13 protein-coding genes are annotated in these 15,957 nt (G+C 45.7%); 7 read left to right on the top strand and 6 right to left on the bottom strand.

What is annotated here, in order from left to right:
- Positions 1–39: 39 nt before the first annotated feature.
- Complete coding sequence (locus tag OIK42_RS02250) at positions 40–978, bottom strand: LysR family transcriptional regulator (RefSeq protein WP_273638017.1); 939 nt, start codon at positions 976–978, stop codon at positions 40–42.
- A 90-nt stretch (positions 979–1,068) separates the two neighbouring features.
- Between OIK42_RS02250 and OIK42_RS02245 the strand changes: the two genes are divergently transcribed.
- Together OIK42_RS02245 and OIK42_RS02240 are read left to right on the top strand one after the other, a co-directional pair.
- Positions 1,069–2,025, top strand: a complete 957-nt coding sequence (locus tag OIK42_RS02245) for a cupin domain-containing protein (RefSeq protein ID WP_273638016.1) — start codon at positions 1,069–1,071, stop codon at positions 2,023–2,025.
- 181 nt (positions 2,026–2,206) lie between these two features.
- The gene (locus OIK42_RS02240) at positions 2,207–3,565 is read left to right on the top strand and encodes an 8-oxoguanine deaminase (RefSeq protein ID WP_273638015.1); all 1,359 of its coding nucleotides are present in this window, start codon (positions 2,207–2,209) and stop codon (positions 3,563–3,565) included.
- Between the two features lie 37 nt (positions 3,566–3,602).
- On the opposite strand, the gene OIK42_RS02235 is transcribed toward OIK42_RS02240, so the two are convergent.
- Positions 3,603–4,895: an NAD(P)/FAD-dependent oxidoreductase gene (locus OIK42_RS02235; protein WP_273638013.1), complete on the bottom strand. Its 1,293-nt coding sequence runs from the start codon at positions 4,893–4,895 to the stop codon at positions 3,603–3,605.
- A gap of 302 nt (positions 4,896–5,197) precedes the next feature.
- Here OIK42_RS02235 and OIK42_RS02230 point away from each other — a divergent pair, with 302 nt between their 5' ends.
- A complete protein-coding gene (locus OIK42_RS02230; protein WP_273638012.1) occupies positions 5,198–6,256 on the top strand; it encodes a mechanosensitive ion channel family protein in 1,059 nt (352 codons plus the stop codon).
- Positions 6,257–6,265: 9 nt separating this feature from the next.
- Here OIK42_RS02230 and ppiC read toward each other — a convergent pair whose 3' ends face one another.
- Positions 6,266–6,553: a peptidylprolyl isomerase PpiC gene (gene ppiC, locus OIK42_RS02225; protein ID WP_273638010.1), complete on the bottom strand. Its 288-nt coding sequence runs from the start codon at positions 6,551–6,553 to the stop codon at positions 6,266–6,268.
- A 100-nt stretch (positions 6,554–6,653) separates the two neighbouring features.
- Entirely contained in the window at positions 6,654–8,108 is a 1,455-nt protein-coding gene (locus OIK42_RS02220) for an undecaprenyl-phosphate glucose phosphotransferase (RefSeq protein ID WP_273638008.1), read from the bottom strand.
- An 822-nt stretch (positions 8,109–8,930) separates the two neighbouring features.
- On the opposite strand from OIK42_RS02220, the gene OIK42_RS02215 reads away from it, so the two are divergent.
- The 4 genes from OIK42_RS02215 (at position 8,931) to OIK42_RS02200 (ending at position 13,757) form a co-directional block, all read left to right on the top strand.
- On the top strand, positions 8,931–10,121 hold the full coding sequence (locus tag OIK42_RS02215; protein ID WP_273638007.1) for an outer membrane beta-barrel protein: 1,191 nt from the start codon (positions 8,931–8,933) through the stop codon (positions 10,119–10,121).
- 16 nt (positions 10,122–10,137) lie between these two features.
- Positions 10,138–10,671 (top strand): polysaccharide biosynthesis/export family protein, encoded by a 534-nt coding sequence (locus OIK42_RS02210; RefSeq protein WP_273638006.1) that lies wholly within the window; start codon positions 10,138–10,140, stop codon positions 10,669–10,671.
- A gap of 31 nt (positions 10,672–10,702) precedes the next feature.
- Positions 10,703–12,946, top strand: a complete 2,244-nt coding sequence (locus tag OIK42_RS02205) for a GumC family protein (RefSeq protein ID WP_273638004.1) — start codon at positions 10,703–10,705, stop codon at positions 12,944–12,946.
- Between the two features lie 109 nt (positions 12,947–13,055).
- The gene (locus OIK42_RS02200; protein WP_273638002.1) at positions 13,056–13,757 is read left to right on the top strand and encodes a hypothetical protein; all 702 of its coding nucleotides are present in this window, start codon (positions 13,056–13,058) and stop codon (positions 13,755–13,757) included.
- A 26-nt stretch (positions 13,758–13,783) separates the two neighbouring features.
- Here OIK42_RS02200 and OIK42_RS02195 read toward each other — a convergent pair whose 3' ends face one another.
- On the bottom strand, positions 13,784–14,770 hold the full coding sequence (locus tag OIK42_RS02195) for an O-antigen ligase family protein (protein ID WP_273638001.1): 987 nt from the start codon (positions 14,768–14,770) through the stop codon (positions 13,784–13,786).
- Positions 14,771–15,351: 581 nt separating this feature from the next.
- Positions 15,352–15,876, bottom strand: a complete 525-nt coding sequence (locus tag OIK42_RS02190) for a hypothetical protein (protein ID WP_273637999.1) — start codon at positions 15,874–15,876, stop codon at positions 15,352–15,354.
- Positions 15,877–15,957 lie beyond the last annotated feature (81 nt).

Genomic DNA, 15,957 nt, shown 5'->3' with positions numbered 1-15,957 from the left:
TCAGGTAATCAGGCGCGGTTAGCTTTAGTTTATTGCCCCTTATGGTGATGCGGACTCACTGGCATCGACGATGCGTTGCACACATTCAAACACCTGCTTTCTGAACCACTGATGTTCGTAGTCATCACGGTATTTAACATGCCAGGCACACAATACCTCGGCCTGAGGTAAAGAATCTGGCAGCCGCAGTTGCGCCATATCGAGCATCTGATGTAATTGCCGGGCAATGATACCCGGCATTGTTGCGATACCGTTTGATGCCTGGGCACTTAAGGCCGCCGAAAAAAAGCTCGGCACCATGTACTGCTCGCGGCGGTGCAGGCCATAACTCGCCAGCGAGGCATTGAGTTCATGGCTGAACTCTGATTGTATGGTCGCTAAGATATGCGGATACGCCATCATTGCTTGTTCGGTTACTGGCATTGTTAACAGCGGGTGCGTTTTTGCTACAACACCTACAAGTGGCACTTCGGCGAGCTTTTTGACCACGGTTTCTGGTGGAAATTCACGCCGGCCGCTTAGCTCCAGGTCAACATCATCGGCGCGAAAATCTCCCCGCGGTGACTCGCCAATAAAGTGTACGCCGGTTCTGGGCGCGTGCTGCTGTAACTGCGGTATTAACAAACGACTCACGATACCGGCGAATGTGCCATCACAGCGAACTCTGAAAATGCGCTGGCTGACTGCCATGTCGGGCTTTAGCTGGCGGGAGGTGAGCCCTTCGGTGAGAGCGAGAATAGTTTTGAGCTCAGCGCGAATAGCATCTGCCCTGGGGGTTCTGACCAGACGCTGTCCCGACCGGACCAACAGCTGATCGTGAAAAGCCTCTCGCAGTTTCGCCAGCGCCCGGCTTACCGTTGGCGAACTGAGCGACAGCACTTCGGCCGAATCGGCTACGCTCTGGGTGTTTAATAACACATCCAGTATCGGGAGCAAATTCATGTCAATTCGGGACAGTGGTGCATTCTGCGATTTCATTTTATAAAACTATTACTTTTAATAATTTCAATTAGAGAAACACGAACCATCCATTAACATAGGGATATTGTCAATCATAAAGGTACTGCAATGAAATACTTTTCTCTCTTATGCGCGTCGTTATTTGGACTGCTTGTAAGCCCTTGCGCCAAAAGTACTGACGAGTCGCCGCTGTCTGCCGAAGCACAGCAAATTATTCAGCATTTCAATATGCAGCATATTCCCCATGAAGGGCCATGGTTTGTGCAATCGGCAAAAAGTGATGAACAAATTAAAGGGCCTATCGCAGCGCGCTACAACGGCCCTCGTTATGCCTACACCGCAATTTTATCGCTACTGACCCACGTCGATTTTTCGGCGATGCACCGACTCAACACAGATGAGATATGGCATTTCTATGGCGGTGCCCCCGCCGAAATACTGATGTTATACCCTGATGGTCATGACGAAGTGGTGATCCTCGGTAATGATTTGTCGCAGGGTCAACAGCCGCAGGTGTTGGTACCCCGAGGTGTATGGATGGGGGCAAAACCCCTTGAAGGTGCCGCTGCTGACTACACGTTTTTTGGCTCCACAATGGCACCGGGGTTTGAATATGCCGACTATAAAGCCGGTCGACGTAACGAACTACTTAAGCGCTACCCGCAACAGGCCCAGCGCATTATTGCACTGACTCGACCTGATCAGGACAAACAGCTCTCAGAGGATGGCCGTATGGAAAACCCGACTCCCCCCGTTAGCATTGAAGAAATCATTGGCCTTAACGGTCCGGTCGTCAACGCCGCTACCAGTGTCGCCAAAGTCACAATGCAAGCTGGCGAACAGCTGCCACTGAGTTACAACAAAGAAAACACCGAAGTGGTGATTGTGATGAGTGGCAGTGGTCAGCTGACGGTGGGCGACACGGTGCACCCGCTTACCCCCAACGCGGTGGTGTTGCTTCCGCCGAAGGTTAAATACCGTTTTAAAGCCCACAGCGACTTAGTGTTTTACGCGGTAGTCAGCCCGGCTTTTGTGCCAGAGGATCACGTTGAATTAGCAGAATAACAGCGCTGAAAAACTGAATTTACATGCCCCTGCTTGAATTTGCGTGCCCCGGCTTAGTGTCGGGGTTTTTCATTTTTTATCAGTAGGGTATTATCGCACTCGAGTAATTACTCCCCTGGATCAGCAGACAGGGCATAACTGAGCTGGCCTACCCATTTTAGTTAAATAGGAGCCATCACAGATGTCCGATCCAAAACGTACCTGGATTAAATCCCCGCTTTATATTTATGCCCCTGAGCAATCCCAACCGGTGACCGGTTTAGTGGTGTGTGGCAACACCATCGAAACATTGTTGTTTAACAATCAACCACCAGAAACGCGTTGCGATAGTGTATTTGACGCCAGTGGCCTGGTGATATTACCGGGGCTTATTAATACCCATCACCATTTTTATCAAACCCTCACCCGCGCCTGGGCACCGGTAGTAAATGAGCCACTTTTCCCCTGGCTTAAAACCCTCTACCCGGTATGGGCGCGCTTAACACCTGAGGCGTTGCATCTGGCTACGCAAGTTGCCATGGCCGAACTTTTATTATCTGGCTGTACTACCGCCGCCGATCACCACTACCTGTTTCCTCAAGGCCTCGACGACGCCATTGATGTGCAGGTAGATGTGGTAAAACAACTCGGTATGCGCGCCATGCTCACCCGTGGCTCAATGAGTCTGGGTGAAGACGATGGCGGCCTGCCCCCACAGCACACCGTGCAAACCGGCGTAGCCATTATTCGCGACAGTGAACGTCTTATCAGTCAGTACCACCAACGGCACGACGGCGCCCACATTCAGATTGCCCTGGCACCCTGCTCACCGTTTTCGGTGACGCGCGAAATCATGCAGGAAAGTGCCATGCTGGCTAAGCGTGAAGACGTGCGGTTGCATACTCATTTGGCCGAAACCCTGGATGAAGAAGACTTCTGCCTGCAAACCTTTGGTATGCGCACCGTGGATTACCTGGAGAGCGTTGGCTGGCTGAGCGACCGTACCTGGCTGGCCCACGGCATTCATTTTAATGCCGAAGAGATTGCGCGTTTGGGTGCGGCGGGTACGGGGATTTGTCATTGCCCGGTGTCGAATATGCGCCTGGCGTCGGGAATTTGCCCGACCCTGGATTTAATCGCTGCCGGCTCGCCAGTGGGTTTAGGTGTGGATGGCTCAGCGTCGAACGACGCGTCAAACATGATGTACGAAGCGCGTCAGGCGCTGTATCTGCAGCGCCTTAAGTATGGCGCCGAGGCCATCACACCAGAAAAAGTCATAAACTGGGCCACTGCGGGATCTGCCAGCCTGCTGGGGCGCAGTGATATTGGTGTTATAGCTGTTGATAAACAGGCCGATCTGGCGTTTTTCAGCCTCGATGATATTCGCTTTAGTGGTTCGCACGATCCCCTCGCCGCTCTCATACTCTGCGGTGCGGAGCGCGCTGAACACGTGATGATTGGCGGGCAGTGGCGCGTTACCAACGGCGCCGTGAATGGCCTTGATATGGCAAGCCTGCTTGCCCGTCACAAAGCCGCCGCGGCAAAATTAGTAAGCGGATAAGTGGGTAAACACCCACTTACCGCATAGCAACCACCGTTTAGTGCAGTTTAAGTTTGGGCGACACCCAATTATTGACTTTTCTGAGTAGCAGCATGAGCATGCCCTTAAACCAGCCATGCACGGCAAACAGGTGCATGTTATACAGCGACACATACACTATTTTGGCAAGTCGCCCTTCAACAAACATGCTGCTGTTACTGAGTTTGCCCATCAGACTGCCCACGGTGGAGTACTTGCTTAAGTGCACCAGTGAGCCATAGTCGGTGTAGGTGTAAGACTGCAGAGGCTTGTGCATAAACAGATTCTGCAGATTCTTTGCCAGCAAGCTGGCCATCTGGTGTGCAGATTGGGCGCGTGGTGGCACCCAGCTACCGTCTTTTTGCTGCACGCCACAACAGTCGCCCAGGGCAAAAATTTTATTATCTACAGTACTTTGCAGGGCCGGAGTAACCAGTATCTGGTTTGCCTTATTGAGCTCGAACACATTAAGCGCGGCCAAAAAATCAGGCGCTTTAACGCCAGCCGACCAGACCATTAAATCCGCATCAATACGGCTGTCGTCGGCGGTGACAAAGCCTGACTTGTCTACCTGTTTAACCCGGGTATTCTCTCGCACGGCAATACCCAGTTTAGTGAGAGCCTGACGAGCCGCTGCTGCAATCCGTTCGGGCAGTGCTGGCAATATACGCGGCCCGGCTTCCAGAATAGACACCTTTAGCTTATCTGCCGACATCTCGGGCATGCCATAGGCCCGCGCCAGATTACTCACATGGTGCAATTGCGCTGCAAGCTCAGTACCGGTGGCACCGGCGCCGACAATGGCAACATGAATATGATTTTTGGTTACGCCGTCCTGATTAATTTTAAGTAACTGATTAAGCAAGGCACGGTGAAACCGCTCCGCCTGGTCGAGGGAATCAAGACAATAGCAATAATCGCTGACGCCTTGTGTACCAAAGTCATTGGTTACACTACCAATCGCCAGTACCAGGTAGTCATAAGCTATGGTGCGCGCAGGGAGAATTTCACCGCCGTCTTCGTCAAATAACGCATCAAGGCCTATGGATTGCTTTTCGCGATCAATAAAGCTCAGGTTACCGAGCTGAAACTGATAATGGTGCTGCGCTGCATGCATGCGGTAATCAACGCCATCAGAGGCTTTGTTAATTACCCCGGCGGCAACCTCATGCAGTAAAGGCTTCCAGATGTGTGTGCGACTCCTATCGACCAGGATGATCTCTGCCTGCTGACGTTTGCCCAGCGTTTTACTCAGCCGGGTAACTAACTCAAGCCCCCCGGCACCGCCGCCTACTACGACTATTCGTTTCATAACTTACCTACTTATTAAATGTGAATTGTTCTGTACAAGAGCGCTTCTTTGCACACATCAGTTCACATTCAACGTGAGGAGCACCTCACTAATGAAACACTACGCCACCGAGCGTTTGCTATTATAAAACATTCCCGCCAGTATTTATGTTAACAAAAGTGGTTATAAGGCCTATATTGTGTGGTAAATAGCGTAAATCCTGGAGCTTCGTGCTATGGGTTTACCAGCCGCCACTTTACTCGGCACAGATAGCATTTTCGGCGCAGACAGCACTCGCGCCAACCAACAGGGACGATAAAGCGATGTCAGCATCTACCAGTGAAATCATCTCTTCAACCAGCGCCATATGGCAGAGCTTTGTAGACAAGCTGCCTGCCGTGGGACTTGGGCTGGCTATTTTACTGCTCACGGTATGGCTGGCTGGCAGCGTTTCCCGATTGGTTTTACGGCCGGTGACCTACTTATCATCGAGCCCGCTGTTACGCTCAGTGGCGCAGCGGGCCATTACGCTGTTTTTAATACTTTTTGCCATATACCTGTTTTTAAAACTGGCCGGCCTGACCGACTTTGCGGTAGCAATCATGAGCGGTACCGGTGTACTTGGCTTAATTCTGGGGTTTGCGTTCAGGGATATTGCCGAAAACATGATTGCCAGTCTGCTACTGACGATACAAAGACCCTTTCGTATTGATGATGTAGTGCAAATTAACAGCCACGTTGGCGTTGTGCAGAAGGTGACTACCCGGGCTACAACCCTGGTTGATTTCGACGGTAACCATATTCAGATACCCAATGCGGTGATCTACAAAGGCACCATTAAAAACCTCACGGCAAACCCCAAAATGCGTGGCCAGTTTGTGATTGGCATTGGCTACGACGCTGACTGTCAGCAGGCGCAACAGCTGGCGCTCAACCTTATTAGTAAACACCCTCACGTGTTAGAGGATCCTGAGCCACTGGTACTTGTCGATCAGCTCGCTTCAGCTACCCTCAATTTAAAAGTGTATTTTTGGATAAATGTAGAAAACACCAGTGTATTAAAAATGGCCTCAGTTTTAATGCGCGATCTGGTGTCTGCGTTTAACGCTCACGGCATTAGCATGCCGGATGACGCACGGGAGATAGTCTTTCCTGACGGTGTGCCGGTGTCGCTGATCGGTGACGGTAAGCTACCGCCCACTCCTCATAATGAATCAGACACATCAAGCGTACCAACAACTCAACCGCCCCGGCCCTCTCAACCGTCTCAGGAGAAGAGCGTTGATGCAGCGCATGATGATGTATCGAGTGAGAACAGCAATATCAGGCGTCAGGCCGAAGAGGCCAGAGCGCCCGAATCGGGCAACAATATTCTGCCGTAGCCGGGGCGTTTAGTTGCTGCGGTACAGCGTTTTAATAAGGTGATAGCCAAACCTGGTCTTAACCGGACCATGAATAGTAAGCAGCTCTTTTTTAAACACAACATCGTCAAACTGTTTTACCATTTGGCCGCGCCTGAACTCCCCCAAATCGCCGCCCCGTTTACCTGACGGGCAAATCGAATGTTTTTTTGCCAGTGCCGCAAAGTTTTTGCCATTTTTTAATTTGAGTTGTTTAAGCAAATCGAGTGCTTCGCGCTCTGTTTTAACCAGTATATGAACCGCTGCTGCGTGTGCCATGTTAAGGCCCTTTCTTTTTTACGTTAACTGCCGAGGTTTTGCTGGCGCTAATGTTTAGCCATGCCGCTTTACCACAGCAAACTACTTTAGCCCATTGCCGCTAATAGGCATTTTTATTTACAAAACCGTTTACTACTGTCATGGCGATAATTTTTATATCCAGCCAAACTGACCAGCGGTGAATATAATCGAGATCATACTCAACCCGCTTCACCATTTTACCAATAATTTCGGTTTCGCCGCGTAGTCCGTTAACCTGCGCCCAGCCGGTGATCCCGGGCTTTACTTTATGGCGCAACATATAGCCTTTTATAATTTTACGGTATTGCTCGTTGTGTGCCACCGCATGAGGGCGCGGGCCAACAATTGACATACGCCCCTGCAGTACATTAAAAAACTGAGGGAGTTCGTCGAGGGAAGTTTTACGAATAAAAGCGCCGATCCGGGTAATTCTTGGATCATCTTTGGTTGCCTGTTTAACCTCCTCACCGTTATCCTGCGTGGTCATCGAACGAAACTTATACACAGTGATCGGTCTGCCGTCTAATCCATACCGGTGTTGTTTAAATATTACCGGGCCTTTAGAGGTTAATTTTACTGCTAAGGCAATAAGGGCCATCGGAATCATTAAAAAACTTAAAATAATCACGCTCAGTACAACATCTTCAATGCGTTTTAATAATGTGGCGGCACCCTGAAACGGCGTGTCATAAACGCTTAATGCCTGCACTGAGCCAATACTTTGCCACCGGGCATTAAGCAGGTTGTAAATAAAGAAGTTCGGTACCAAATACACGTTTGCTGTGGTGTCACTGCATTTTTCCAGTATATGGCGAATACGGCTCTCAGCGCTCATAGGCAGGGCAATATAAATGTAATCTACCTCATTGCGCCTCGCCATTGCGATGGCGTCATCAATATTCCCCAGTATTTGGTTTTGTAGTTCGTGAGATAAGCGCGTGTCAGCACGGTCATCAAACAGGCCTTTAAAGCGAATACCCAGTTGTTCGTTTTCGTTAATCTGATTGGCGACATTTAACCCCACCTGGGTGGCCCCAATAATAATAGCTTCACGGGAATTCCTGCCGCTTTTTCGCACTCTGAACAACACTTTGCGCATTACATAACGCCACACCAGCAGCACCAGTAACGTAAGACAAAACCACAAGAAAATAAATTGCGGCAATAAGGCAATTTTGGAACCAAAGAAAAAGCCGACGGTTAAGGTTATTAACCCACTAAAAAACCAAACAATCGCCACCGCCCGGAGAATTTCGATGGTTCGATGCCCGCGCCAGGAACGATAAAGCTCAATTGCCTCGGCCGTTATTTGAAAACTCATAACGTATGCAAATAGCAACAGCATGGGGGCAAAAGTGAATGCTATTTCAAAGTAAAAGCCGGACATACAGTACAATACTGTGATAATGAACACGTCTATCAGGCGGTAAAGCGTAGCAAAACCATTTTTATTGCGAACGATAAAACCGCCACCGTGGCCGACATGGGGTTCGGTAATTTCGTTATCGCCTTTATATCGATCCTGGTCGCTCATTTTACTACCACCATCTCGTTACTACCTGTAAAACCAACAACTGCATGTTCGTCCAACACAAAGGGTCGCCACAACAAATAACCATTACGGTATAAAAACCCTTTAACGCAGCATTATATATATTTGATATATATACAAAACCCGGAAGGCCAGCAAAAAATCAGCTCAATCAAAAATCAGCACACCGGATTTATTCATGGTGTGCCTCTAACAACCGTCACATTTGTTGGGCTTGGATTGCCGACAGGTCAGAGGGCCGCAACCTGGTAAAATGCCTCAGGCACCTGCCTGTAATTTCTGCTAACCACTTTCGCTAACATACAACTATAAAGTACCGCCAGCGGCAGTTAATTTACCCCCTACAGATTACCTTTACCCTTTGAAAATACATGGAGGGGTTATGCTAGAAGAGCCAAATGTTAATGCCACGTAAACATTTTATTATCATAACGAAAAAACACGCTTAATTTATCAAAAATCGCATTTGAAGACTTAAAAAATTAAAATCATTCGCTAATATATGCTTTGACTAGCTGGTTACTTAGATGACATTATATGCAAATAGATTATATGCGAGTAGATAATCAGCTAATCAACATACTTGTTAGTTTACGATGGTTTTAATTGTAGTAAATTAACGTATTGGCATGTTTTTCGCTTGCACTATACAGGGTTTTCACACTTAACGAGACGCTCAATACAGGGTAGCTTTTACACTTACAAAATTTTAGTCAGTACGTACCACATACCGCCATGTAGTAAAGGGAGTGTTTACAGTAAGTGATTACAACAAGCTAAATTGAGCTATAAAAGGACAAAGGTATGCAAAAATTATACTTAGCGACAGCAGTTTCTAGTATTTTAATAGGTGGTAATGTAAGCGCTCAAGATGCTGCAGGCATTGATTTAGGCGGGTTTCAACTCTTCCCAACAGTGGCTCTGGATTTGACTCTTGACGATAACGTTATCCGCTCATCAGACGATGAGATCAGAAGTTATAAGCGTACTGTTGTTCCGGCGTTTACGTTAGTTAACAACTATGGCCCTAACCAAATTCAGTTTGGTTACCAGCTGACCCGCGCGGACTATTATTCCAGCTCAGCTGATGATTTTACCGATCACCTTTTAAGTGCATCTGCTGCACTAGAATTAAACAGCCGTAATCGTCTTAACGTGTCTGCCTTGTACGACGATGGTCATGATGACCGTGGTACAAGCTTTACTATAGGTAACGGCGACTCCATTAATTCGGTGGATACGTATAAGAATCCGTCTGTAAATGCGGTTTATTCTTACGGCGCTATGACAGCTAAAGGCCGTGTTGATTTTACCGCTGGTTATTCAATTGTCGATTATGACATTGACACCGATCGATATCGCAGCCGTGACCTGGACAGAGCAGATCTTGGCAGTACGTTTTACTACCGGGTAATGCCAGCAACCGATTTAACCTTTGATGTTACCTATGCAGACGTTTCCTACGATTTTGCTTTAGACCCTACCCAGCCATTGGATAGTACAGAAACACGCGCATTAGTTGGTGCACAGTGGGAATCCACTGCAAAAACTACCGGTTATGTTAAAGTAGGTTATCGTAATAAAGATTTTGCAGCTGCAGGCCGTGAATCATTCAATGGTTTAGACTGGCGCGTAGGTGTAACCTGGGAACCGCTGACTTATTCAACTGTTGATTTTACTGCATTCACCAATACCAATGAAACCAACGGTGAAGGTGATTTTATCGAAACTAACACTTACAGAGCGTCCTGGGATCACCAATGGTTAGAGCGTACCTCGACCACAGTTAACGCTTCGTACTCAACAGATACCTATACCGGTGCAGGTAGCGATCGTGAAGATAAAAATACTACCATTGGTATGTTTTTAAATTATGAGATGCGACGTTGGGTGCTTATTCAAGCGGGTTACACCTTTGATCAGCGAAGCAGTAACCGAGAAACCATTGAATTTGATAGAAACTTGTTCAGCGTTTCGGCAACAGTGAGTTTGTAAACGGTCAGTTCAAAATATGAAAACAGTAGTAGTAAGTTTGTTGCTGGCACTTTTAGTGTCAGCAAATTCTTTTGCCCAGTCCAGCCAACTTAATCAATATACACTAGGTTCGGGTGACCTCCTCAAAATACTCGTGTACGGCCAAGAAGACTTAACCTTAGAGACTCGTCTTACTGATATAGGTGTTATCAATTATCCTTACCTGGGTGAAGTTAAGATCATAGGGATGACCGTCGGCGAATTAGAAAACTATATTTATGAGGGATTAAAGGGCGACTATTTAGTTGATCCATCTGTGTCTGTTTCGATAGTTGAATATCGCCCCTTCTTTGTGAATGGTGAAGTAAAGAACCCAGGGGGCTATGCATTTCAACCAGGTCTAAACATAGACAAAGCTGCTGCATTAGCAGGTGGATATACCGAAAGGGCCTCCAAAACCAAGGTATATATCGACAGAACAGTTGATGGAGAAAGCGTTAGAATACAAGCAGACAGGTACACACCAATCCTACCTGGTGATATTATCACTATCGAACAAAGCTTTTTCTAATCTCGAACAAAATATTACCTGGAACTTTAGTATGTCATCCAATGGAATAGCGAAAACCGACGATAAGGCAATGAATCAAGATGACGTCATTGATTTAGGTCGGTATTTGATGGTGATAAAGCGATATAAGTGGAAGATACTTGGGTTAGCACTAGTTTTCACACTTTTAGTTGCATTAATCGTTTTATCTATGACGCCAATATACAAAGCTAGTTCCTCGCTATTGATAGAGGCTGAAGAAGCAAAAGTTGTATCTATAGAAGAAGTATATGGTTTAGATTCTACAGGGAAAGAGTATTTTCAAACGCAATATGAGATTCTCAAGTCACGACATATTGCTGAAAAAGTGGTTGATAAATTAGATCTCACTAATTCACCTTATTTCGCTTCGGAAGAAGATGAAGGTGGGATTAAAGATTTTCTTGAAGGCGCTAAGGCAACCATAAAGTCTCTTTTAACGTTTTTGCCTCAGAGCGAAAAGGAAGTTTTAACTCAAGAAGAGATCGATTGGATCAATAAACAAAAGGTCATAGAGTCTTTTATGGAGTCTATGACTGTCTCTCCAGTCAATAACACTCAAGTAGTAAAAATCTCGTTTGAAAGTGAATCTCCTAAGTTGGCGGCAAAAATAGCCGACACAACAGCAGAAGTTTATATAGAAAGTTATCTGGAAGCTAAATTCGATATGACTTCTAAAGCGACCACATGGCTAAACGATAGTCTGCAGGGGCTACGCTTAAAATTAGAGAGGTCGGAACAAAGACTGGCCGAATTTTATGAGAAGGAACAGTTGGTCGATTTAGACGGAGTTGTAGGCCTTGCTGCTGAAGAGTTACAGGGATTAAGTGAACAACTCTTAGAGGCTGAGAACAGGTTAAAGAATAGCGAAATTATTTACCAACAAGTTCAAAATTATGCCGGGGATATAGATGAAATCGCCAAGCTCCCTGAGGTACTTAATCACCCATCGATACAGAGTGTTAGAGAGTCGGAATTAACAGCGCAAAGCAAAGTTTCTGAATTAAGTAAAGTGTATGGCCCCAAACATCAGAAGATGATTTCAGCGATGGCTGAATTGAATTCAGTTAAAGAGAGCATGAACCGACAAGTCAGGGCATTGATTTCTGGTATAACCAGCGATTATGGCCAAGCAACGTCTCAGGTTGCAGGACTCCGTAAGGCGGTTGCCGACGCAAAAGCGCAATACAGAAAGCTTACAACGTTAGATTCACAAAGGAAAATACTTCAGCGGGAAGTAAGTATTAACCAACAACTCTATGATTCCTTCTTTACTCGTTTAAAAGAAACCAGCGAAGTAGGCGGTTTTGAATCTGCCAACGCTCGAATTTTAGATAGGGCTACAATACCTGTATATCCAGCTAAGCCTAAGACCACATTAATTGTTCTTGCTGCATTTGTTTTAAGTTTAGGTTTTGGTGTATTTATAGCTGTAATTATGGACGTATTAAATAGTGGTATTCGCTCAGTAGAGGATGTCGAGCGTAAGTTAGGCCAGCGTATGATGGGGCTTATACCTTGGCAACCACACAAGAAAAAAGAGGATTTACCGCTACGAGAATTTTTTGATCCTGCTCACCATACCTTTAGTGAGGCAATTAGAACATTGCGTACCAGTGTTCAGCTTATTGATATTGAGACTACCAAACAAGTTATAATGGTTACCTCCAGCGTACCTAAAGAAGGTAAAACCACGGTATCAATAAACATGGCTTTCGCGATGGGACAACTGGGTAAAACTATTTTGGTAGATACGGATATGCGCAGGCCTTCGGTGGCTAAACGTTTTGATTTTCCGGGTTTTCAACCGGGTTTATCAAATTTGCTGGCGGGAACTCATCGGTTAGATGAGTGTTTGGTAAGTGATGCGGAAGCCGGAATCGATGTGATTAGCGCAGGTTCTATCCCGACTAATCCTCAGGAAATGTTGGCGAGTAATAAGTTTAAGGATCTGATAACAGAACTAAAAACTGTTTATGATTATATAATCATCGATACTGCACCAACTCAGGCGGTGAGCGACTCCATAGTGGTTTCTAAGGTTTGTGACGTAGTACTGTATGTAGTACGCGCCGATAATACCAAAGAGCAGCTAATCAATAGTGGTTTGAACCGTTTTATGAGCACAGGTAAGCGAGTAGATGGTATTGTGTTGAACCAGGTCGATTTACAGAAAAGCAGTAACGCATACGCCTATACAGGTTATTATGATAAATATGGCTATAATTCTCATTATGCCGATGGTAAAGACAGCTAGTTGTGTTTTTAGCTAAAATTATATTGAATAAAGCCGCTTAACAAGCGGCTTTATTGTATTTAGCCTACTATATTACATAACTAAGTTATAAAAATAGGTACAAGTGAATATGGCAATCCGAAAGGTAGTTAATGTATTGATATTTAGCATCATAACGATGTTGCTTTGCTTTGCATCGGTAAAAGCATTAACCTCAACTGTCGCCTCTTTAAAGTATTATTCTGTTAAAAACTATATTGACAGTTGGAATAGCGGAGAAGAGCCCTCGGTTGCAGAATATAACGAGGCAGTATCATTCGCCAACGAAGCTGTGGCATACCAAAGCGACATGGCATTCTATACAGATGTTTTAGCAGAGGTGCTGCAATGGGGAATCTACTGGGGTTTCGAGAAGAATGCGGATTCTACTCAGAACAACGTATTGGATTTGTATAATGAATCTATAGCTATGAGACCGGGTTGGCCTGTAACCTGGGGCAATCAGGCCTTTATAAAATGGCAACTGCAACACCCTAACGATGATATTGCTTATGATCTCAACAGAGCCAATACGTTGGGTGCCAGTACCCCTGAAATACATATCTTAATGACCAGGTTAGGTTATAGTTTTCTAAAGTCTAATTTGAGCTTGTATGTTCAATTTAACAAAACGATTAGCCATCGTTTTGAGTTAGGCTTACTTAATCACTTATCTACTCGTTCGGTGTTACAGGTAGTTAATTCTAATCAGGGTACCGCTATCGGCTGTCTCTGGCTGAAGCAAGCCGAAGCGAGTGACAGGGCAGACAGAAGATTAAAATGCAACCGATAGCCTGCTTCTATTTGAGTGTAGATGCATTAGTTTAGAGCTTGTCGAGACCTTCTTCTTCTTTCCCGTTTTTTAGAGCAAAAAGCCAGCGCGATAATAATAACAAATAACATCGCGTTTGCCGGTGCCTGGAGTGGAAAATCTACTGATATGTGTATAAACATACCGAGTATAGCCATACACCCGCCAAACGCTAAGCCTTGCATCAACCCATTACGCCTCTCCCGTAGCGCCTTTATTCCCTCTATAAATGCCCACAAGGGTAAAAGTGCAATGAGTATAGTCGCTGGGATACCCCCTTCTATAGCGAATTGAAGATAATCATTATGGGCATGATCATAAAACGCATAAATATCTTCGCCCTGGTAATTAGTGAACACATTATAATAGGTACCCATCCCAGAACCCGTTGAAGAGAAATCACTTAACAGAGGCAGTGAGTCTCGAACAACTTCGTCGCGCTTTTCTTGCTCTAAGCTTGTTTGCTCTAAACGCTCCTGCACTTTGTCGAGACCAAACCAGGCGCTTAAAATAAAGGTATCTATCACAAACAAACTAACAATAAGCATGGTTAGCCCGCGGCTACGATGCTTTATAAGTAAAAGCCCTAACAGGCCTAGTATGGTCATAGACGCAAAAAATGCCGTATTGCCCATACGCGAGCGAGACATTACTAACGCAATTACCATAATGGCCAAAGCAATTCGCACCACTGCCTTACCGTTAAGCATGGTATTTAAAAAGTTACGGATATGCTCTCTTTTTGTGCTCGCTGTTTGGGTATTTAAGGTACTTACCAGGTAGCCAACCCCTATAGAAAGACATAACATCAGGTAGTTGGCAAAATGGTTTTTATAAACGAACGTGCCAGTGGCTACATTTTTTACCGGTAACCCGAATATCCAACTGGAATTGCCTGCTAATAACACTTCCAGAGCGCCATAAAGCGCCTGAAACAGCCCAGAAAAGATAATACACAACATAACCTGTTTAATTCGCTTATCGGTTCTACACATGAGTAACGTTGCTGCAAAAAAGCAAAAATAGGCAATGCCCTTTAATAGCATTACCCTGCTCTGCCCTGCGTCAACAGATAGTGGAAAGTGACTCAGAGGTTGTTGGGTAGCTGTGTATAAGTTGTACGCATTAGGAGACAGTATTTGAACCCAGGAAGACGGTAAGGGGATTGTTTGTATTGCATTCCAAACTAAAAAAAGAATAAACGCAAAAATTGGCCATTTAAATGGCGCAAGTGCACGAAAGAATCGCTCACTGTTTAGCCACATGCAGCCTATAAAAGTAACATATGCGCCAACTTCTAATATCCCCCATGCCCATGGGCGGTTAGAGCCCAATGGGATTGGCGCCCAAAATATCAAAAATAAGAGTACGTAAAACCAAAAAGTGTCTTTAACGGGGTCTACGCGTCTTTGCGTAGCATAATTCGAAGTATTCGGCATAAGGTATTAAATACGGCTAAATCCCTGTGATGATTGTTAGTGTAGTCCAAATTATTAATGATTGGCATTAAAAAACAAAAAAGGCCTCAATATTGAGGCCTTTCATAAATATAAACTGTACTTGTATTGGCAATAACTTAGTTATTAGAGCCGGTGTTACCGCCACCGCCGCCACCGCCAGCACCGTTACCAGCACCAACAGGTGTACCTGGGTTTTGGTTACCATTACCGTTGTTATTACCGGCACCAGGAGTTGAGTTACCACTAGCATTGTCGTTGTTACCTTGCGCGTTACCCTGGTTACCCTGAGCACCACCTGCCGCAGTAGCGGTTTGAGCCGCATTATCGATTGCTGTCGCAGAAGCAGGATCAAGCGCTTTCGCGAATGCAGTTAACGTTGCAGGGTTAGTAGAAACCGCTAGTGTAGCTTGAAACGCATCAACTACAGTTGAACCATTAGCAATTGCAGTAAGAAAAACTGCTGCGTCAGCAGCATCCATGGCTTCATAAGCTTCTCTCTGCTCGGGTGTAAGGCCAGCCACAATACTGTCAGCAGTAACCGCTGATGTTTCTGTTTCTGTTGAACTTGATCCTTCCTGTGCATATGACAGTGGGGACAAACTCACCATAACTGCAGCGCAGGCTAGTAGTAATTTGCGCATAATATTCTCCATTGAGTGTATTTGATAAACGATAAAGACACCGTCAGTTCCATTGAGTGATGGAATGCACCGGAATTCCTA

The organism is Alteromonas gilva (genome assembly GCF_028595265.1).
GTDB classification, from domain to species: Bacteria; Pseudomonadota; Gammaproteobacteria; order Enterobacterales; family Alteromonadaceae; genus Alteromonas; species Alteromonas gilva.
The sequence above is the reverse complement of the archived record's forward strand: the minus strand, read 5'-3'. Positions and strand labels throughout refer to the sequence as shown.